The 21451-nt window shown below is 45.0% G+C and carries 14 protein-coding genes and 1 pseudogene; 13 read left to right on the forward strand and 2 right to left on the reverse strand.

Features of this window, described 5'->3' with window-relative positions; all coding sequences use genetic code 11:
* Positions 1-44 precede the first annotated feature (44 nt).
* The 8 genes from NQ542_RS09775 to NQ542_RS09810 all read left to right on the forward strand — a co-directional run bounded on the left by NQ542_RS09775 (position 45) and on the right by NQ542_RS09810 (position 8454).
* Positions 45-1250: an MFS transporter gene (locus NQ542_RS09775; protein WP_005640733.1), complete on the forward strand. Its 1206-nt coding sequence runs from the start codon at positions 45-47 to the stop codon at positions 1248-1250.
* Positions 1247-2614 (forward strand): oxygen-independent coproporphyrinogen III oxidase, encoded by a 1368-nt coding sequence (hemN, locus tag NQ542_RS09780; RefSeq protein ID WP_005640732.1) that lies wholly within the window; start codon positions 1247-1249, stop codon positions 2612-2614. Before NQ542_RS09775 ends, hemN begins: the two co-directional genes overlap by 4 nt.
* Positions 2615-2618: 4 nt before the next feature.
* Complete coding sequence (gene hemG, locus NQ542_RS09785) at positions 2619-3995, forward strand: protoporphyrinogen oxidase (RefSeq protein WP_005640730.1); 1377 nt, start codon at positions 2619-2621, stop codon at positions 3993-3995.
* A 32-nt stretch (positions 3996-4027) separates the two neighbouring features.
* Positions 4028-4417 carry a putative signal transducing protein gene (locus tag NQ542_RS09790; RefSeq protein WP_005640729.1) on the forward strand — a complete coding sequence of 130 codons (390 nt, stop codon included), beginning with the start codon at positions 4028-4030 and terminating at the stop codon, positions 4415-4417.
* 13 nt (positions 4418-4430) lie between these two features.
* Positions 4431-4613 carry a hypothetical protein gene (locus NQ542_RS09795; RefSeq protein WP_005640727.1) on the forward strand — a complete coding sequence of 61 codons (183 nt, stop codon included), beginning with the start codon at positions 4431-4433 and terminating at the stop codon, positions 4611-4613.
* 173 nt (positions 4614-4786) lie between these two features.
* Positions 4787-6121, forward strand: coding sequence for an NADP-specific glutamate dehydrogenase (locus tag NQ542_RS09800; RefSeq protein WP_005640725.1), 1335 nt, complete (start codon positions 4787-4789; stop codon positions 6119-6121).
* 165 nt (positions 6122-6286) lie between these two features.
* Positions 6287-7717, forward strand: coding sequence for a RapZ C-terminal domain-containing protein (locus NQ542_RS09805; protein WP_005640721.1), 1431 nt, complete (start codon positions 6287-6289; stop codon positions 7715-7717).
* Positions 7714-8454: a nucleotidyltransferase family protein gene (locus NQ542_RS09810; protein ID WP_005640718.1), complete on the forward strand. Its 741-nt coding sequence runs from the start codon at positions 7714-7716 to the stop codon at positions 8452-8454. Before NQ542_RS09805 ends, NQ542_RS09810 begins: the two co-directional genes overlap by 4 nt.
* A gap of 526 nt (positions 8455-8980) precedes the next feature.
* Here the strand turns inward: NQ542_RS09810 and NQ542_RS09815 are convergent.
* Positions 8981-9556 (reverse strand): RNA polymerase sigma-70 factor, encoded by a 576-nt coding sequence (locus tag NQ542_RS09815; protein ID WP_005640715.1) that lies wholly within the window; start codon positions 9554-9556, stop codon positions 8981-8983.
* Positions 9557-9714: 158 nt separating this feature from the next.
* Here NQ542_RS09815 and NQ542_RS09820 point away from each other — a divergent pair, with 158 nt between their 5' ends.
* The 5 genes and pseudogenes from NQ542_RS09820 (at position 9715) to NQ542_RS09840 (ending at position 18025) form a co-directional block, all read left to right on the forward strand.
* Positions 9715-10734 (forward strand): FecR family protein, encoded by a 1020-nt coding sequence (locus NQ542_RS09820; protein ID WP_005640713.1) that lies wholly within the window; start codon positions 9715-9717, stop codon positions 10732-10734.
* 240 nt (positions 10735-10974) lie between these two features.
* Positions 10975-14283 (forward strand): annotated as a pseudogene (locus NQ542_RS09825) (SusC/RagA family TonB-linked outer membrane protein).
* A gap of 20 nt (positions 14284-14303) precedes the next feature.
* The gene (locus NQ542_RS09830; protein WP_005640706.1) at positions 14304-15848 is read left to right on the forward strand and encodes a SusD/RagB family nutrient-binding outer membrane lipoprotein; all 1545 of its coding nucleotides are present in this window, start codon (positions 14304-14306) and stop codon (positions 15846-15848) included.
* A gap of 79 nt (positions 15849-15927) precedes the next feature.
* On the forward strand, positions 15928-17001 hold the full coding sequence (locus tag NQ542_RS09835; RefSeq protein ID WP_005640705.1) for a metallophosphoesterase: 1074 nt from the start codon (positions 15928-15930) through the stop codon (positions 16999-17001).
* 28 nt (positions 17002-17029) lie between these two features.
* On the forward strand, positions 17030-18025 hold the full coding sequence (locus NQ542_RS09840; RefSeq protein ID WP_005640702.1) for a metallophosphoesterase family protein: 996 nt from the start codon (positions 17030-17032) through the stop codon (positions 18023-18025).
* 231 nt (positions 18026-18256) lie between these two features.
* Here the strand turns inward: NQ542_RS09840 and NQ542_RS09845 are convergent, their stop codons facing one another.
* A complete protein-coding gene (locus NQ542_RS09845) occupies positions 18257-21217 on the reverse strand; it encodes a PEP/pyruvate-binding domain-containing protein (protein ID WP_005640700.1) in 2961 nt (986 codons plus the stop codon).
* Between the last annotated feature and the right edge of the window lie 234 nt (positions 21218-21451).

Below are 21451 nucleotides of genomic sequence, written 5' to 3' on the forward strand. Positions count from 1 at the left end.
TCTTAAAGCCTCGGCCGGAAGCCGGATGATTATATAACGATATTATGATACAGAAAGATAAAACATACAACCTCGCAACCTTCTTCTGCCTCTACATTGCGCAGACGATCCCGATGAGCTTCTTTTCCACCGTCATCCCCGTCATGATGCGGCAGGAGGACTTTTCACTCTCGGCCATCGGGCTTCTCCAACTGATCAAGCTGCCCTGGATCCTGAAATTCCTCTGGTCGCCGATGGTAGACCGCCATGCCGTGACGACGGGCGACTATAAACGGTGGATTTTTTCTTCCGAACTGATCTACGCCGGCCTGATCTTCGCCGTCGCTTTCCTTGATTTCCATACGGACTTCTATACGATCGTCGCCTTGATCATCATATCCTTCGTCGCCTCCGCCACGCAGGATATCGCGACCGACGCGTTGGCGGTACTCGCTTTCAGCCGGAAAGATAAAAGCCTTGCAAACAGCATGCAGTCGATGGGAAGTTTCGGAGGTTCGATGATCGGGGGCGGTGTCTTGCTCCTGCTCTTCAAGCAAATCGGCTGGAACGGTCTGCTGCCTTGCGTCGCGCTGTTCGTCATCGCCGCCCTTCTGCCACTCTTTTTCAACAAAGGCATCCGCATCCAGCCGAAGGAAGCGCACGAACGGGCCAAAAAGGCAGATGTGATCTATTTCTTCGCCCGCCGGAGCATCTGGAAACAGATCGGTTTCCTCTTTCTTTACTATTCCGGCCTGATCGGTACGCTCGCCATGCTGAAACCCTGGCTGGTCGACCTGGGCTACGACATGAAGGAGATCGGGGTGATGAGCGGAGTGGCGGGGACATTCGTCGGGTTCCTCTCCTCGTTTGCCGGAGGGATGATCGTACGGCGGATCGGCCGTTTCCGCGCGCGCATCCTGTTCGCGGTGTTTGTCTTGATAGCGACACTTTACTTCCTCGGACTCTCCTACGTGCATCCGACGACGCCCATGCTCTACGGCGGGATTTTCCTTCTGTGGGGCAGCTACGGGATGGCGACGATCGTGGTCTATACGACGGCAATGGACTGTGTACGCCCTGGGCGCGAAGGGACGGATTTCACGATCCAGACGGTCATCACGCATCTCAGCGGCATGTTGATGGCCATCCTGAGTGGAAGAATTGCAGATCATACGGGTTATCACGGACTCTTCTTCTTCGAGGCAAGCATCGCCCTGATATCTCTCATTTATATAGTAACGGTTTTCAGAAAAGATAAAAATACGATATGAAACAAGAACTTTTAGATAAATACAATGTGCCGGTTCCCCGGTACACCAGCTATCCGCCGGCAAACTATTTTCATGACGGGTTCACAAGCCGGGATTATGCGGATGCCATCCGTGAATCCAACCGCCAGCAGCCGGAATCGGTTTCCTTCTATTTTCATATTCCTTTCTGCCAACGTCTCTGCCATTATTGCGGATGCAATTCCTACGCCGCTCCCAAGCCTGAAATCATAGATCGATATGTAGCCGCATTACATAAAGAGATCGACCTGATACTGCCTTTACTCGACAAGAAACGTAAAGTCTCGCAGATCCATTACGGCGGAGGAACCCCGACATTTCTTCCGGCTCTTGAGCTGAAAGAGTTGAACGCACATGTTTCAGATACGTTCGAATTGATTGAAAACCCGGAAAAAGCAATCGAATGTCATCCTGGCTGGATGACAGGACAGGATTGGGAGAAACTGGCAACCGCGGGATTCAACCGGTTTAGCATCGGCATCCAAGACTTCAACAAACAAGTCCTGCAAACCGTACACAGGCAAACCCCGCTACTGCAACCGGAAGAAATCGTAACGATCCTGCGCTCATACGGAGTACGCATCAACATGGATTTCCTCTACGGCTTGCCCCACCAGACGGAAGCGAGTTTTGCCGAAACGATCGAAAAAGCCGTTTCCCTGAAACCGGACCGGCTCGTCACCTTTTCGTATGCGCATGTGCCCTGGGCTTTCCCCCGGCAGAAGGTATTGGAAAAAACCGGACTGCCTTCGGGCGACGAGAAGAGCCGGATGTTCGAAGCGGCCCGCAAAATCTTATGCGAAGCGGACTACCAGCCGATCGGGCTAGATCATTTCGTCCGCAAAGACGACGAGTTATACACAGCTTTGCTGAACGGACAACTACATCGCAATTTCCAGGGATATTGCACGCGCCGCACAACCGGTCAGGTCTATGCTTTCGGCGTGACCGGGATCAGCCAGCTCGGAACGGCTTACGCCCAGAACACAAAAGACATCATGGAGTATATCGAGAAAGTCGAAGCCGGCATCTTGCCTGTCGCCAAAGGATATCTCCTAAGCCGGGAGGAACAGATCACACGGGAGGCAATCGAAATGTTGATGTGCAACTACCGGATCGACTGGAACGAACTGTCGGAACAGCTTTCCGTCCCCGCCCGCTCCATCAAGCAGGCAACCGCCTATGACGAAGCCTGTCTACGCGAATTTGCAGAGGACGGATTGGTCGAGTTTGACGAAAATCAAATCAGGATGACACCTGAAGGCAGGCTTTTCGTCCGAAACGTAGCGGCTTCGCTGGACAAGCTGATGCTCGGAACAAATAAATCATTTTCTAAACCGGTATGACGAAATGGAACCCCAACAGACTGATATTTTGATTATCGGCGCCGGACTGACCGGATTGACAACCGGCTTCTGGTTGACCCGCGCCGGAAAAGACATTCATATTCTCGAAAAGGCTGATCGTGTCGGAGGACAAATCCATACGTTCCGCGAAAAGGATTTTGTCTACGAAAGCGGCCCCAATACAGGTGTAGTCTCCTATCCCGAAGTCGCCGAACTATTCGAAGCCCTCTCCCCAGCCTGTGCACTGGAGACTGCCCGCGAAGAATCCAAGCGCCGGCTGATCTGGAAAGGGAACCGGTTCCGGGCTCTCCCGTCCGGACTGTTCAGTGCGGTCACGACTCCTCTGTTCACGCTTGGCGACAAGTTCCGTATCCTCGGAGAGCCGTTTCGGGCAAAAGGCAATAACCCGGATGAATCTGTCGGCGAGTTAGCTGCCCGCCGCCTGGGTAAATCGTTCCTACACTATGCGGTAGACCCGTTTCTGTCCGGTGTCTACGCCGGCGATCCGATGAAGCTCGTCACTCGTTATGCGCTCCCGAAGCTCTACAACCTGGAACAGCAATACGGGAGCTTCATCCGCGGAACCATCGCGAAAGCCAAGCAGCCGAAAACAGATCGCGACCGTCTCGCCAGCAAGAAAGTATTTTCAGCCGCCGGAGGATTGGACAAACTGACCGGTGCGATGGCCGGGGCAATCGGTCCGGCCCGCATCACACTTTCGGCCGCCGACGTCACGGTCCGCCCTTGTGCAGACAAATGGATGGCTACCTATTCGACAGCCGACGGCGAACAGACCATTATTGCGGAACGGATAATCACAACCACTGGTGCTTATACATTGCCCGCCCTGTTGCCTTTCGTCCCGAAAGAAAAGATGGAGCGGATCAGCAACCTGCATTATGCACCGGTCGTACAGGCCAGCGTCGGGTTCCGCGACACCGGTGCATTACGCTTCGATGCGTTTGGAGGCCTGGTTCCTTCCTGTGAGAAAAAAGACGTACTCGGAATTCTTTTCCCCTCCGCTTGTTTTACCGGACGGGCTCCGGAAGAGGGTGCTCTCTTCTCGTTCTTTATCGGAGGCGTAAAGCATGCCGACCTGACGACCTGGCCGGAAGAGGAGCTGAAAGCGCTCATCAGGCACGAGCTCCACACCATGCTGAAATTCCCGGAAGAGACAGAACCCGATATGATCCGTATCTTCCGTCACAAACATGCCATTCCGCAATATGAACAGAGCAGCGGCTCCCGCTTCGAAACGATCGACGAACTGCAAGCGCGCTACCCCGGCCTCACGCTGGCCGGAAACATCAAAAGCGGTATCGGCATGGCCGACCGTATCCGCCAGGCTACAGAAATTGCGGATAAATTAATAAACGGGTAAATCATCATTTACATTATACAACACACATTAATATGGAAGATAAAATAGTCGAAATAGCCCGTTTCTATGAACCGGAAGCAGCACAGATGATCGAATCCCTCCTGAAATCGGAAGGGGTCAACTGTTACCTGAGAAACGAATATACGAGCCGGATCCAATACCCAGTCAATGTGGGCGGCATCCGCATCGAACTGCTTGAAAGCGAAGTTCCCCGTGCAAAGGAGATTCTGGAAGCAAACGGATACGAATTTCCGAATGAAGACGAAGAGGACGAGCAGCTCCAAGCCGTTTCCGGTTGGGTACGCCACATTCCGTTCCTCCGACATCTGCCCCTCGAAAAACAGATCATCGTTCTTTTTATCCTTGTAGCCGTATTCCTGGCCTTGGTCATTTACTTCGGCTCGCTTGTTTCATCCAACTAAACAATTGTAAACTATGGCACGCAGAAAGATTACAAATAGTCAAGCCGTATGTATCACTCTTTTGTGGGGTATCCTTTGCTACATGATGCTTGCATACAGCGAAAAGATAACCTTCGACATCGTTTTTGCCTTGGTTGCGTCAGCTATCATTGTGTTCGTCCCTATCTATAAGAGCAGAAGGCGAAGAGACGAGTGACATTTAGTTACTTTTACCCGATTAAAATACCGAAATGATATTTTTAATGCATTTTTTCTTTCAAATATTTGTTTGTGTAAAATTTTAGCTTACCTTTGCGAGGTCATTAAAAAAACGGCTACCGGTTAACAAATTGATATTACAAATATAACATTCTAAATAAAATCAGTCTTATGAAGGCAAGTGAAGTTTTAGACAACTTAAAGAGAAGATTTCCGAATGAACCGGAATATCATCAGGCAGTTTCAGAAGTATTAGGAACAATCGAAGAGGTTTACAACGAACATCCCGAATTCGAAAAGAGCAACCTGATCGAACGTCTTTGTATTCCCGATCGTATTTTCTCCTTCCGCGTAACCTGGATGGATGATAAGGGACAGATCCAAACCAACATGGGATACCGTATCCAGCATAACAATGCGATCGGCCCGTACAAAGGTGGTATCCGTTTTCACGCTTCTGTAAACCAGTCGATCCTTAAGTTCCTGGCTTTCGAACAGACTTTCAAGAACTCGCTGACAACCCTGCCGATGGGTGGTGGAAAAGGAGGTTCCGACTTCAGCCCGCGCGGTAAGTCAAATGCTGAAATCATGCGTTTCTGCCAGGCTTTCGTATTGGAATTATGGCGTCATATCGGCCCGGACACGGATGTTCCCGCAGGTGATATAGGTGTTGGCGGACGCGAAGTCGGCTATATGTACGGAATGTATAAAAAACTGGCTCAGGAAAACACGGGAACATTCACCGGTAAAGGACGCGAATTCGGCGGTTCACTGATCCGTCCCGAAGCTACCGGTTACGGAAATGTTTACTTCCTGCTGGAAATGCTGAATACAAGGGGAATCGACATCAAGGGAAAGACCGTTTGCGTTTCAGGTTCAGGTAACGTAGCCCAATATACCGTTGAAAAGCTGATCAGCCTCGGCGCTAAAGTCGTGACGATGTCCGACTCGGACGGTTACATCTACGATCCGGACGGTATCGACCGTGCTAAGCTGGATTACATCATGGAACTGAAGAACCTCTATCGCGGCCGTATCCGTGAATATGCAGAACAATATGGTTGCAAGTATGTGGCAGGTGCTCGTCCTTGGGGAGAAAAATGCGACATTGCAATGCCGAGTGCGACTCAGAACGAACTGAACGGAGAAGATGCCAAGACATTGCTCGCCAACGGTTGTATCGCCGTATCGGAAGGAGCCAACATGCCTTCTACTCCTGAAGCTATCGACGCATTCCTGGAAGCTAAGATCCTGTACGCTCCGGGTAAGGCAGCCAATGCCGGCGGTGTATCAGTTTCCGGTCTGGAAATGACGCAGAACGCTCAGAAACTGAGCTGGAGCAGTGAAGAGGTTGATGCCAAACTGAAAAGCATCATGCAGAATATCCACGAACAATGCGTAAAATACGGCAAACAAGCCGACGGCTACACAAACTACGTGAAAGGTGCAAATGTTGCGGGCTTCATGAAGGTAGCCAAAGCGATGATGGCACAAGGCATTCTTTAATCAATTGACAATTAAAAAGAGAGACAATTAGAGATTAATGGTCATAAAGAAGGCGGGCGTTCCGGTAAAACGGTACGTCCGCCTCTCTTATTTCCCAACAAAATTGTCAATTCTCAATTGCCAATTGTCAATTGTTTGCTACTTTAGTGCCGAAAATAGAAAAACATGATTACTGAAGAATTAAAACAACTTTACCAGACACATACCGGTTCACCGGCAACTGATATAACCGAACTATCCTCTTCCGGCTCTAACCGCCGGTATTTCAGATTGTCAGGTTCCGTTTCCCTGATCGGAGTTAGCGGAACTTCCATAGAGGAAAACAATGCCTTTATTTATATGGCCGCGCATTTCCGGGAAAAGAGATTGCCCGTTCCCCAGGTTTATTGCTGGTCGGTTGATAAATCGTTCTATCTCCAGGAAGACCTAGGCGACACCTTGCTCTTTCAAGCAATTGAGAAAGGACGGAAAAGTTGTTTCTTCGACGAGACGGAAAAGTCTTTGCTGCACAAGACGATCACACTTCTGCCGACTCTGCAGTTTAAAGGTGCGGAGGGGTTCGACTTCAGCCAATGCTATCCTCTACCCGAATTCAATAGGCGTTCGATCCTTTGGGACCTGAACTATTTCAAATACTGTTTCTTGAAAGCTACCGGAATGGAATTCCAGGAAAACCTTTTGGAAGATGATTTCCAGAAAATGAGCGATGTCCTTCTGCAAGACCATACACCGACATTCATGTACCGGGATTTCCAGTCGCGCAACGTGATGGTAAAAAATGGCGAACCCTGGTTCATTGATTTCCAAGGAGGACGCAAAGGCCCGATCTACTATGATGTCGCCTCTTTCCTCTGGCAGGCGAAAGCCAAATATCCCGCTGAGTTGAGACAGGAATTGATAGCCGACTATCTGCAAGCACTACGCGGGTATATGGACATAGACGAAAAGCATTTCTTCCGGCAATTACGCCATTTCGTTCTTTTCAGGACTTTACAGGTCTTGGGAGCCTACGGTTTCCGGGGATATTTCGAAAAGAAACCGCATTTTATCCAAAGTGTCCCCTTCGCTATCGACAACCTCCGGCAACTTTTGAAAGAAGATTATCCGGAGTATCCCTATTTATGTACCGTACTACGGGAGCTGACAAACCTGTCTCAGTTCTATGACGACATCCAGAAGCATACGCTCAAAGTCAAGATCGTCAGTTTTGCCTATAAAAAAGGAATTCCCAACGATCCGAGTGGCAATGGCGGCGGATTTGTCTTTGACTGCCGCGCCATCAATAACCCTGGTAAATACGAACGTTACAATCATTTTACCGGATTGGACGAACCGGTGATCCGTTTCCTCGAAGAAGACGGAGAGATCACTCGTTTCCTAGATCATGCTTATGAAATTGTGGATGCTTCTGTCAAACGTTACATGGACCGAGGATTTACCAATCTGATGATCTGTTTCGGTTGCACGGGGGGCCAGCACCGTTCGGTCTACTCCGCCCAGCATATGGCGGAACATATTCATTCTAAGTTCGGTGTCCGGGTAGACCTCGTACACAGGGAACAAAACATTGAACAACTCTTTAACTCAATATTATGAAAGCTATGATTTTCGCTGCCGGTTTGGGAACACGCCTCAAACCGCTGACCGACAGTACTCCAAAAGCATTACTTCCTATCAATGGGAAACCTATGCTCGAACATGTAATCCTCAAATTGAAAGATGCCGGCTTTCACCAGATAGCCATCAACGTTCATCATTTGGGAGACCAGATCATCAACTTCCTGGCAGCCAACAATAATTTCGGTATCCAGATCCATATCTCCGACGAGCGGGATTATCTGCTCGATACCGGTGGGGGAATCAAACACGCCACCGCCTTTTTACAAGGCAATGAGCCGTTTCTGATACACAATGTCGACATCCTGTCCGACATCGACCTCCGTGCGCTTTACAATCATCATATAGAGACAAATCCGTTAGCGACATTATTGGTCAGCAAACGCAACACCTCCCGCTATCTGCTTTTCAATAAGGAAAATAAGCTATGTGGTTGGCGCAACCGCGAGACGGGCGAAGTAAAGTCGTTCTACCCCGATTTCGATCCGAACCAATATAACGAATATGCCTTCAGCGGGATACATGTACTGTCTCCTAAAATATTCGACTGGATGGAAGAATGGACCGGCAAGTTTTCGATCATCAACTTCTACCTCTCCATCTGCGCCAAGGCCAACATCCACGCCTACGCTGACGAAGACCTTCATCTGATAGATGTCGGCAAACCAGAAACATTGCAGGTGGCCGAAAAATGGATGAAAACACTTATTGTATAATATCGTTTATTTAACAAAGATATGCTTCTTTCGTAAATCGCTTCGCAATCCGGCTTTTTATCTTTCTAAAAGAACTTCCTGCCACAAGGTGCACAGTTTTTCCAACAAAGACGGTTTTCATTGGCCCGACGACCGTCTTCATATATAAAGATCTCGGCACCTCACGGCAACGAGGACGGTCTCCGTTCCTATGACGACCGTCCTCATGCCCATAAAGCCCTGAATTTCTTTTCAAATATCCGAATCTCCACCAATCTCTTTTGCCACAAGCAATTCTCAAGGGGTTAAGCTTTTCTCAAATGTAAGCGTTTCTCCCCTTTCTATCTCTCCCCAAACAACATACTTTCATTTTCTGCCTATATCACATTTTCGTTTATCAGCAAAACAGAAAAAAGCAGTATCAAAATATCAAACTAAAACGATCTGATATCTTAATCGAAATAGAAAATACGGGAAGGCAGAGGTTATTGTCCAATTTTCTAATGAACTGGAATCACAAAAAAGTTTGTTCTATACAACAATTGTTTTAAAGAATGGCAAGTAATATCGGTAAATAATCCTTTAACTCTACACGAAGCAACTTCAATGCCTGCTGAATACGATAATCGACTGTCTTGGAAGAAACTTCCAGACACGTCGCTATTTCACCATACGTCATATGCTGGAAACGATTTAACTCGAATGCTTCCCGGTAACTGTCGGGAAGCCGTTGCAACGCCTCTTCTATCTTACGACTCAGTTCCTCCACGATATAAAAATCAGGATCTTCATATTCTAATTGTTGATTGTCGTACAATGTATTAATAATCTTCTGTTTTATTTCATTTCGGCTGATCAACGTCAAACAACGGTTCTTCACAGCTTTAAACAGATAGCTCTTCGGAGAGATCTCAAACGTATGCATCTCCCGATTCTCCCACAGCCAAACCATCACATCCTGTACAATTTCCTGCCCGTCGTCATACTCGACAAACCGTTGGGCATAAGCACACAAGGAAGGGTAATACTTCAAAAAAAGGACATCGAACGCTTTTTCATCTCCCCTTTGGATTTCCTGAAAAAGAGTTTCGTCTGCCACTATATCAGAAATATTACAAGACATACAAATCACTGTTCTATAAGTTTTAATCGGAAATATTTATACTTATTTGCAAATATAATATTTTCTAATCCAACGAACAATTACAAATACATGAAAAAAAATCACTTTTCATTTAGGAGATTTCATTTTTCGTCAGTCATATTTATAAAAGGACAATTATGGACAAACATAAACAAATAAACGAATCGATACTTTTGGGTTATTTCACCGGAACCCTCTCCATACCTCTGCAACAAGAAGTAGAAGATTGGATCTCTGCATCAGAAGAAAACAAAAAAATAGCCCGGGACATACAATCTATATGCCTGGCAACTGAGACATTGACTTGTATCCGGCAAACAGATTCAGGTACAGCCCTGAAAAAAGTAAAAAGCAAGATACATTCCCACCGGAAAATTTCTCTATCCGCCTGGATACAACGTATTGCGGCAATCCTCATCCTTCCGCTTATCATTTCCACTATATATTTCGCATTAAAAAAAGATCCGATCGAATATATAGAAATCAGAACTAATCCAGGAATGGTCGCTGCAGTCAATTTACCGGACGGAACAAAAGTATGGTTAAACTCACGTTCCTATCTGAAGCACCCGACGCGTTTTACAGGTAACACACGTGATGTTGTGCTGAACGGTGAAGCCTACTTTTCCGTCCATAAAGACAAAAGTAAACGTTTCACTGTCAGCACCCCATTTGATATCAAAGCAGAAGTACTCGGTACCGAATTCAATATGGAAGCCTATGCAGCCGACAGCAGCGTAAGGACCACCTTGGTATCTGGCTCCATTCGACTTTCATTTTTAGACGATAATCAGAAGCATAAATCATTTTTAATGAAACCGAATGAAGAATTCACTTATAACCAATATACTAAAAAAGTTAAAGTCGACAAACCATATATTCCGACACAAACTTCCTGGAAAGACGGCTTGGTCGTATTCCGGAACACACCATTTAACGAAGCATTGAAAGTGTTAAGCAAACGTTTCAATGTCGAGTTCATCGTAAAAAACGACAAGTTATATAACAACTCCTTCACAGGACCTTTCGATGGACAGCACTTACAACTAATCCTCGAACATTTCCGTTTGGCTTCCGGTATTCAATATCGCTTCATAGACCCTCAAACTGGGCAAGAAGGAAATATTAAAGAAAAAACGATCGTTGAATTATATTAAGTGTAACCTTATTTATCAAATCTCATGAAAGAAAATAATCCCCCTTGAAAACAAAACATACGGGAAAATATTGGCGTATTTCCCCGTATGAAAATCCATCGCAAACTTGTTTGGCGACAAGTATAAGCAACTTTTTTATAACTCTAAATCATTTACAAATCTATGACAAATTATTTTAGCTTCCAACATTTCAGGAAGATGAATGTTAGGTTCATGCTCCTGAAGAAAATACCATTATGTATGAAACTATCCGTAATAATGTTATTTATCTGTGTCGGATTAGCCTACGCGTCCGATAGCTACAGTCAAAATGTTCTTTTAAACATAGATGTGAACAACAAATCTGTACAGGAGGTACTGGATGAAATTGAAAAACAATCAGACTTTCATTTCTTCTACAATAACAAACAAGTTAATACCTCACGTATCGTTAGTATAAAAAGTAAACAAAAAAATGTTTTTAATGTATTGGAACAATTGTTCTCCGGAACCAATATCAGCTATAAAGTTTTAGATAAAAGTATTATTCTCTCCCCCAAAGAGGTACTAGTTGCCCAACAGAAAAGCAGAAAGATCACCGGAGTTGTCACCGATGGAAAAGGCGAACCTGTTCCCGGCGCCAATGTCATTCAAAGAGGGACAACGAACGGAACAATTTCCGATATCGATGGAAAATTCAGTTTAGAAGTACCAGATAATGCGACATTGGTCATTTCCTTTATCGGATACGTAACCAAAAATATTGCCGTCGGACATAAAGAAATATTCAATATTACCCTACTCGAAGATTCACGCAAATTAGATGAAGTTGTTGTTACAGCCTTAGGAATCAAACGAGAAGAAAAAGCTCTGGGATATGCTGTTCAAAAAGTGAAAGGAGATAATCTGCCTTTAGCAAAAACAGTAGATGTGACAACATCCTTAACGGGAAAAGTGGCTGGTTTGAATATTCAAAATAGTACGGAATTCAATGAAACACCTAAAATCAAACTACGTGGAGAAACTCCACTAATCATTGTAGACGGTGTTCCCTATGGAAACATCACGTTAGACGAAATTGCATCCGACGACATTGAATCTATCGATGTATTAAAAGGTGCAACAGCCTCTGCATTGTATGGTGCTCGCGGAACAAGTGGAGCCATAATGATAACTACGAAAAAGGGGGCCAATGAAGAAGGCTTGAACATCAATATCAATAGTAATACAATGTTTTTTTCCGGATACCTCGCATTCCCTGAAACTCAACATTCTTATAGCCGTGGTTTCGGAGGTAAATACAACAATGACTATGTCTGGGGAGATAAACTGGATATAGGACGCACTGCTATTCTTTGGGATCCGTTCAATTATGAATGACGTGAACAGGAATTGGTATCAAAAGGAAAAGATAACTTCAAAAACTTCCTGCAATTCAGCATGGTTACAAACAATAATGTCAACATTTCTCAAAAAGGTAAATACGGTTCATTCCGAGCCTCCATCACAGAAGTATACAATAAAGGACAATACCCCAATCAGAATTTGAACAAAATCACATTCTCTGTCGGAGGAGAAATGACTTGGAAAAACTTTAAAATGGACGCTTCGGCAGCCTACAATAAACGCGTTTCCACCAATGACCACGGATCCGGATATAGCGGTAGCTACATATACGACATGGTAATCTGGGGAGGTTCCGAATATGACGTACGCGATTATCGCAATTACTGGGTAAAAGGAAAAGAAGGTATGCAACAGAACTGGTATGATGACAGTTGGTATGACAATCCATGGTTCAAGGCTTATGAAATTACAGACGCTTACGACATCGATGTTGTCAATGCCGCTTTGAATGCAAGCTATGAGATCACTCCCTGGTTAAAAGCAATGGTTCGTTCAGGGGTCGATGTGTATACAAAACGGAATGAATGGAAAAATCCGATCTCTGCTAATCAGGCCTGGGATAAAAAAGGATTCTTTGGAGTAAGCCGTGGTACGGATATGAGCATAAACACAGACGCTATGTTAATGGCAGATAAAACTTGGGGTAAGTTCAACATGAATCTGCTAGGCGGTGGAAACATTTATTATACACGCTATGACTTTATGAGTAGTAAAACAAAAGGAGGGCTTTCTATTCCAGAATTCTACTCCTTAAATGCCTCTATCGATCCAATCGAAGCAACCAGCGAACTACAACAAAAACGAGTTAATAGCGTCTACGGCAAAGCATCCCTTTCATGGGCAAGCACTTATTTTCTGGACGTAACCGGAAGGAATGATTGGTCTTCGACCCTTTCTTCTGACCAGCGTTCTTACTTCTATCCATCCGTTTCAGGAAGTATTGTTTTATCCGAGATTGTCAAATTACCAACTTGGTGGGATTTCCTAAAAGTTCGGGCTTCATGGACAACAGCCAAAGAGGATGCCAAGATATATGCCAATAACAACGTATATTCTGTCAGTACAAATGTATGGGACGGACTTTCAACAGCGTCTTATCCATCCAGTAAGATCGGTGGACAAGTACGTCCAAAGAAATCGGAAGTATGGGAAGTCGGAACAGCCACTAACATGTTTAAGAACCGTTTATTCCTTGACTTTTCTTATTATCGTAAAATGGAATCCGATTTTATTATCGAAGGAGGAGTCAGCAGCGCAACTGGCTTCAATAGTATTCAAACCAATTTTAAAGAAACGCGTCTTCGCTCCGGATTCGAAATTACCATTGGAGGAACACCTATTCAGACCAAAGATTTTAGTTGGGACATCCTAACAAACTGGTCACACGACCAATATACCTACAAAACGATAGACCCAGATTATTCGACTAAAAAACCATGGGTCAAAGAAGGAGCTAGCTGGGATTGGCTTGCCGTTTACGATTGGGAACGTGATCCAGAAGGAAATATCATTCATAATGGAGGTATGCCAGTTAAACAAAACTTTCAAACAAAGATCGGAAATACTACTCCTGATTTAGTTTGGGGTATCACAAACACATTCAAATACAAAAACTTCACACTCAGCTTTACGCTTGATGGTCGTGTCGGCGGTTTATCTTACTCTAAAACTCATCAAATGTTATGGAATACAGGAGCTGGCATTGACACTGATACACAATGGCGTTATGAAGAAGTCGTAAACGGAAATAAAACCTATATCGGACAAGGGGTAAAAGTTGTTTCAGGAAGTGTAACTCGCGATCCAGATGGCAATATCATAGAAGATACACGCGTGTTTGCTCCTAATGATGTTGTTGTCTCATATGAATCTTATATCAGTAAATATCATGATTCACATCACAATGCATGTCGCCAGAATATACTGAAAGAAACGTTCTTCAAGCTCCGAAATCTTTCACTCACATATGATCTGCCATCCACATTGTGCCAAAAGATGAAAATGAAAAGTGCTTCTATTGGTTTCACCGGTCAAAATCTGTTCCTTTGGGCTAAAGAATACAAATATGCAGACCCAGATAAAGGAGGAGACTCTTCTGGTACAGAAAGCTTAAATTCCCCATCCCAACGCTATATGGGATTCAATTTAAAAGTTAATTTCTAATCTGATAAAACAATTCAATTATGGAACTGAAATATAAAGCAATCGCTTGCTTTCTGATAGGAATATTTTCATTATCAGGATGCACATCTACTTTTGACGATCTGAACACCAATCCGGATACAACAACTAAAGTAAACGCTTCCATGCTTGCCTCCAAAGTCATTCTTGACATGACCAAATCGGCAAGTAACTGGAGAAATGAATTTCTGGTCAAACGGATGTTTTGGGGAGAACAAATCGACGATAGACAATATAACCGTTTTGGAAAAGGCAGTTTTGATAACATCCAAACTTTAACAAATGCCTGGAAAATGGTTGAACTATCCTCTGAAGATGATTTGGATGCTCATACAGGTTTATATTATTTTCTGAAAGGCTGGTATTTCTATCGTACAACGATGGATATGGGAGATATCCCTTATTCGGAAGCTCTGAACATCGAAGAACATCGTTATCCCCAATATGATGAACAAAAAGACGTATTTAAAGGCATTCTTGAAGACCTTGCTCTTGCCGACGAATATTTTGCAAAATCCAAACAAGCTTTTTCCGGAGATCCTTTCTACCAGGGAGATCCGAAAAAATGGAGAAAAGCGACAAATGTTTTACGTTTAAAAGTCCTAATGTCTCTATCCAAACGGGCAGACGATACACAGGAGTTGCAAATAAAAGAAACGTTCTCCAAAGTTGTTTCAGAAAATAATCTATTTAAAAGCAATGAAGATAACCTACAGGTCATCTACTCTGACAAAGATGGTCAAAAAAATCCCTATCACGTAACGGGAACTCGTAGTATCGACTATTATGCCGGCACACACACATTAATTGATCCTTTAAAAAGATTCAAAGATTACCGATTATTTTATTATCTGGCTCCAGCAGAAGGGTTGACAAACGAATTATACCTGCCAGCAGGAGAAAAACTTTTAAAGCCAAATGACTGGAATGCCTATCCTGCAGTGGATGCCGCTGGCGTATACGACATTGAAAAAGAAAAAATCGCAAAACGTATGCACTCCCGTCCCAATGACGTATACCGTTTGAGTTATGTCGGAGTACCTTGCATCCGTTTAGGATATGCAGATATGAATTTCCTTCTCGCAGAAGCGGTTGAAAGAGGATGGATCACCGGCTCTGCAAAACAATATTATGAGGAAGGCATTCGAGCTTCTTTCCTGTTTGTCCGTACCACTGTCCCTGCTGAATACAACAACGGAGTAGAGATTACAGATGATTATATTACATCATACCTGAAAGGCGAATATGTAGCCTATAACACAAACGGGTCTGTAACAGATCGTCTGAAGCAAATCTGGATGCAAGCTTTTCTGGCCAGATACTTCCATATGGCCACAGATGATTACTACGAATATCGCAGAAACGGATACCCGGAATTCCCAATCAATCCAGAAACAAACCTAAATAATGCAAAAGATAAAATTCCAATGCGTTACATGTATCCAGAATCTGAAACCAACTACAACAAAGAATCATTGTATAAAGCTTTGGATCGCCAATGGGGAGGAGTTGACGATGTCAACAGTATTATGTGGCTTCTGAAATAATTTATTCATATAGAAGAGAGCACCGAATATAAAAACATTCATTATATTCGGTGTCTCATTTTTAATTTATATATATATCATGAACAAAAAACTTTTTTTTATCTTAACGATTATTCATCTCAATATTTTTTGTATATCTGCCCAGATCTACCCTGTCCGGCCTCAACTATCCGACAAGCATTCTTTTTCCATGATCCTGCTGCCTGATCCGCAGAGTTATAACAAGTTCGATGCTAACCAACCGCTATTCGAGCTACAGACAGCTTGGATTGCCAACAGCATCGAACCTTTGAATATCAAAGGAGTTCTGTGTACCGGTGATTTGGTTGAGCAGAACGAGATACGGATTCCGGACGGCATAAACGGAAATCAGACAAGCGAAGAACAATGGCAGGCCGCATCCAGGGCATTTGAACGGCTCGACGACAAAATATCTTATGTCGTTTGTACCGGGAATCACGATTACGGATATGAGAAAGCAGAAAACCGCCTCTGCCACCTTCCTGATTATTTCCCTTCCGAGCGGAATAGCTGCTGGAAAAAGTCATTGGTCGAGACAGGCCTGAACTATCAAGGTATTCCGACTCTTGAAAATGCAGCTTATGAGTTCGAGACAGACACATGGGGAAAACTATTGGTCATATCACTCGAATTTGCTCCGCGTGACGAGGCGATCGAATGGGCGGCCAAAGTTGCCGGTAAAGCCAAATACAAAAATCATAAAGTGATCCTGCTGACACACTCCTATATGTCACCGGAAGCCAAACGTCACATCAAGGAAAGCTACAAAATATCACCCGCCAATTACGGAGAAGCCATCTGGCAGAAACTGGTCTATCCTTCCTCCAACATCAGCATGGTGATATGCGGACATGAATGCGAGATAGCAGACTACAAGGGCAATGTCAGCTTCAGGACTGACAAAAACAGCACAGGCAAGAATGTAGCCCAAATGATGTTCAACGCCCAGACCGCCGACGGTCAATGGCATGGCAACGGGGGAGACTGCTGGCTCCGCATCATGGAGTTTATGCCGGATGGAAAGACGATTAAGATCAAAACATTCTCCCCCCTGTTCGCACTTTCTCCCCTGACATCCGAAAAGGCTTGGAGAACAGATTCATACGATCAATTCGACATCACGATCGAATAAACCATTCATAAACAAAAACCATCTAAAGATGAAACAACTTCTTATTATTCTTTCACTTGTGCTCGGATGCCTGCAACCAGGCTACACACAGAAACCCGTCTTGAAATTCAATAAAGACGGCAAGTTCAAAATCGTACAGTTCACGGACGTACATTACATTCACGGGAATCCCAAGTCAGCCGTTTCTCTCGAACGCATCAACGAAGTGCTGGATGCGGAAAAACCGGACTTAGTGCTATTCACAGGTGATGTCATCTACGGTCAACCGGCAGAGGAAGGGATGCGCACAATCCTGAACTTAGCGGCCAACCGCCAAATACCCTTCGGAGTGACATTCGGCAATCACGATGACGAACAGGGACTTACCCGTACTCAGCTATTCGATATCATACAGACAATACCTTACAACCTGACCGATTCCGTGGCAGGAGTCACAGGAGTGACCAACTTTATTCTTCCCTTGAAATCGTCCGATGGAAAGAAAGACGCAGCCATCCTGTATTGTATGGACTCTCACTCATATTCACAGATCAAGGGAATAGGCGGCTATGATTACATCAAGTTTGACCAGATCCGATGGTACCGCGAAAACAGCGCGAAATACACAAAGCAAAACGGCGGCACTCCCCTGCCCTCGCTGGCATTCTTCCACATCGCCCTGCCGGAATACAACCAGGCCGCATCAGATGAAACGGCCATCCTGGTCGGAACCCGAAAAGAAAAAGCCTGCGCTCCGCAACTGAACTCCGGCATGTTTGCCTCGATGAAGGAAATGGGGGATATCTTAGGTGTATTTGTCGGACACGATCATGATGATGACTATGCTGTTTTCTGGAAAGGCATCCTGCTTGCCTACGGCCGTTACACCGGTGGCGACACGGTGTACAACAACCTGAGCAACGGTGCCCGCGTAATCGAGATGACTGAAGGATCAACCAATTTCAGAACCTGGATTCGCCTAAAAGACGGGGAGGTGATCAACACGGTAAACTATCCTTCGGATTTCATCAAAAAGAAAGACTAAATCAGGACATAATCCGACCGTTTTCAAAACACCTATGTTTTGAAAACGAATCATGCATGTTTCTTCCTCAAAACACCTATGTTTTGAAACCAAGACGAAGGTGTGTAGAAATACAATAGATATAACTTAGGCATGGATTACATGAAAAAAATAAATTTATCTATGTAATCCGTGCCTAAAAGATCATGACAAAGGAGTTTTAACACATTTACGTTCTCTTTATTTATCATTTTACTTTTCTGGTTTCAACACCACTCCCAAACTCTTCTTGCCGTCCATCTTGATTACGACCGGTTTATCGAAACGGACATGGCGAAGGTATTCGGTTTCCTCCACCGCTGGTAAGGAATTCAGATATCCCTCATCAAACCAGCCATCACCCTTAAACGGGTTGATCGTAAAGTAACCGACACCAAACGAAGTCAGATTTTGGAAAAAATGCGTTCCCTGGCTCGGATCGACACGATAATTCTCCAGCCCACATTCCACTATAACACGTGCATTGCTGATATGAGGCCATTTCACCGGAATGCCCAGCCAGGAGTCACTACTTCCCCAACGACCAGGACCAACCAAAACATAATTCTTTTCTTCTCCTGTGAACTGGCGGTTCATCTTCTCGATATCATAGGCTATCGACTGGTTGTTGGAGGAACAGAAAGCACCGGTCTTTACATATATAATATCCTGCACATCCGTCACAATGCCATGTCCCAAAACGCTTGTCGATGTAAGTATTGTATCCTCTTGTTCCACAAGCGTCAGGTCTTCTTCCATTACCTCCTTGTTATCCACGATCGGGCGAACTTGCAACAGATAGAATGTAGCGAAACCGGGATTCTGCGGATCTATATTTACCGCAAACTCAATCTCGATAGGCCGCCCCATCTCATCCTCTCCGACATGCAGTATCTGATCGAGCGTATCGGCCAACGGAAAAACCTCATGTTGAAGAACATTCACAAAAGACAATATCTTACGCCCGCCAGGATAGTAACCGTCACGAATAACCTGATCATAAGGATCGTATGTCGAAACAATAAACTTCAGAGAACCGTCCGCATCCGCGTCTTTCAGATTTAGACGAAGCAAATTAAACGAATCATCCACAGAAAACTGATCTGCCAGATTCTTCAAGTCAAGTGCATAAAAACGAGTTTGAGTCTCACGGAGCGCAAAGTCCATCGTACTCATCTGCAAAATATTGTGCGGATGACGAGGAGAGAAACGTAAAGTCTGCCCTCCGTCTACGATATATTTTCCAAGCCCCAAAGCAATATTGGCAATTCCGTCTTCCGCCTTTTCATTTCCAATCGGGTAGAAATTCAACGAACGTGCGACACCAGAGATAGTAGGATAGAAACGGTCATTATACCGGTTCCCTACTACTTCCTGTAGAACGATCGCCATCTTTTCCTGGTCGATAAGGTTCGATGTCGCCGTCATATATGCCTTGCTGTCACGATAAAAGACAGAAGCGTAGACTGCTTTGATCGCGTCGCTTAACGTACGGAGCATATCATATTTATCTTCCAGCTTGGGTACCATGTAAGTAGAATAAATCCCAGCGAACGGTTGATAATGGGAATCTTCCAGAAGACTAGACGAACGGACGGCAATCGGACTTTTGACAACATCGAAAAACGCCATCAGGTCTTCAATCAGACGGGCGGGAAGGCTGGCACGCAGGAAATATTTCAGGATCGTTTCGTCATCCACTTCACTCAGTACGACCGGATACAGTTCGTTTGTCTCCATAAATTCGTCGAAGATGTCTGTACAGATCACGACCGTCTTCGGAATGGTCACAGCAAAGTGATCGTGTTCCAACTTGGGATAACGCTTTACCATCGCCCCAATAAACGCCAGGCCCCTGCCCTTTCCTCCCAGCGAACCGTCGCCTATACGGGCAAAGTTACTATATTCGTCGAAGCGCTCCTTCTGATAGACTGCAACAACACCGGAATTCTTCATCCGACGGTACTGCACGATCAAGTCGAAAATCAACTTGCGCGCCTCATCCATATCCTTGTAGTCGCTCACATCCACACGCTTCAACACCTCTGCCGGCGGAAACATGGCACGGGAATAGAAGAAGCGGGAAAAATGGTTACGACTCAGATGATAAACCAGCGAATCGTCCGGTATCTGAAAGACCTTCTTTTGCAAATCCTTCAAGTCCTTGATGCGCATGATCTCCTCCTTCGTCTGTGGATTCAGGATGACGAAATCGCCGAAACCAAAACGCTGCATGATCTTCTTCCTCAGATCCTGCGGATAACTCTTGGAATTTTTGTCGATAAAGGAAGCTCCCAGTTCTTTCGCATACACTTTGTTGCTTGCCTCCGACGATTCCAAGACAAAAGGGATGATCAGGCCGGTCTTCCGCACATACTGCCCGAACTTGTATCCGGCGTAAGGATCTTTCACTCCGTCGTGCATGAAGCTCATGTCCGAGATGATCCCCAGCATATTATCGCGGTACTGGTTGAAGATGCGGACAGCCTCCTCATAGGTACGCGCCAACTTGATCTTGGGACGCCCACGCATACGAAGTGTACGCTGATGGTCGTTCAACGCCTCTTTAGCAAACATCTGGCTCTGTTCCAATACAAATTTATACAGATGCGGCAAAGCCGAAGAATAGAAACGGACGGAATCTTCCACCAACAAGATAATCTGCACACCGACACTGGCCGTATCGTCCGGCGCATTCATCTTGTCCTCGATCAGCTTGATTATGGCGAGCAACAGCTCCGCATTTCCCAACCAGCTGAACACATAGTCGATCGCACTCAAATCTTCATTGGCAATCCGCTTGGATACCTCTTTCGAGAATGGGGTGAGGACTACGATCGGTATATTGGGGTAATGAATCTTGATCTCCGTCGCCGCCGCAAAGATATCGCGGTTATCCATATTCGGCATGCAGATGATCAGTTCGAAGTTACGGTCTTTCAACTCAGCCAGTGCCTCCTCCTCTGTCGTCACCTGTGTGAAACGAGGCGGGTAACGAAGGCTTAGTGACGTATATTCGTTGAATATCTGCTCGTCCACCCGCCCATCGTCCTCCAGCATGAAGGCATCGTATTTAGTAGCGATAAGCAATACATTATATATACGCTTATTCATTAGATTGGCGAATGATGTGTCTTTAAACACAAGGTTCTTAAAGTCCGGTATTCCGCTCATAATGATTCGATAGAATTAACGGCCTCAAATGTAAGGAAAAAAACAATCAACCGAAAGCATGTGACAAGATTTGAGCAAGTGGCACATCCGTTCCCTCAGCATGGCACAAGCATTTCACCTATATGGCACAAACGTTTCACAGCAAGGAAACGGCTGTGCCAACAGCACCACACATTTCCTGGCACAAAGTGAAACCGGAATCCCATCCGTAGGAATCCGGATTTTCACTTAAAG

Source organism: Parabacteroides merdae ATCC 43184, assembly GCF_025151215.1.
Lineage (GTDB): Bacteria > Bacteroidota > Bacteroidia > Bacteroidales > Tannerellaceae > Parabacteroides > Parabacteroides merdae.

What these genes read in the sequence shown, in the direction of transcription:
- NQ542_RS09775 (WP_005640733.1), top strand. Translation starts at nt 45, where the DNA reads ATGATACAGAAAGATAAAACATACAACCTCGCAACCTTCTTCTGCCTC.
- hemN (WP_005640732.1), top strand. Translation starts at nt 1,247, where the DNA reads ATGAAACAAGAACTTTTAGATAAATACAATGTGCCGGTTCCCCGGTAC.
- hemG (WP_005640730.1), top strand. Translation starts at nt 2,619, where the DNA reads ATGGAACCCCAACAGACTGATATTTTGATTATCGGCGCCGGACTGACC.
- NQ542_RS09790 (WP_005640729.1), top strand. Translation starts at nt 4,028, where the DNA reads ATGGAAGATAAAATAGTCGAAATAGCCCGTTTCTATGAACCGGAAGCA.
- NQ542_RS09795 (WP_005640727.1), top strand. Translation starts at nt 4,431, where the DNA reads ATGGCACGCAGAAAGATTACAAATAGTCAAGCCGTATGTATCACTCTT.
- NQ542_RS09800 (WP_005640725.1), top strand. Translation starts at nt 4,787, where the DNA reads ATGAAGGCAAGTGAAGTTTTAGACAACTTAAAGAGAAGATTTCCGAAT.
- NQ542_RS09805 (WP_005640721.1), top strand. Translation starts at nt 6,287, where the DNA reads ATGATTACTGAAGAATTAAAACAACTTTACCAGACACATACCGGTTCA.
- NQ542_RS09810 (WP_005640718.1), top strand. Translation starts at nt 7,714, where the DNA reads ATGAAAGCTATGATTTTCGCTGCCGGTTTGGGAACACGCCTCAAACCG.
- NQ542_RS09815 (WP_005640715.1), bottom strand. Translation starts at nt 9,556, where the DNA reads ATGTCTTGTAATATTTCTGATATAGTGGCAGACGAAACTCTTTTTCAG.
- NQ542_RS09820 (WP_005640713.1), top strand. Translation starts at nt 9,715, where the DNA reads ATGGACAAACATAAACAAATAAACGAATCGATACTTTTGGGTTATTTC.
- NQ542_RS09830 (WP_005640706.1), top strand. Translation starts at nt 14,304, where the DNA reads ATGGAACTGAAATATAAAGCAATCGCTTGCTTTCTGATAGGAATATTT.
- NQ542_RS09835 (WP_005640705.1), top strand. Translation starts at nt 15,928, where the DNA reads ATGAACAAAAAACTTTTTTTTATCTTAACGATTATTCATCTCAATATT.
- NQ542_RS09840 (WP_005640702.1), top strand. Translation starts at nt 17,030, where the DNA reads ATGAAACAACTTCTTATTATTCTTTCACTTGTGCTCGGATGCCTGCAA.
- NQ542_RS09845 (WP_005640700.1), bottom strand. Translation starts at nt 21,217, where the DNA reads ATGAGCGGAATACCGGACTTTAAGAACCTTGTGTTTAAAGACACATCA.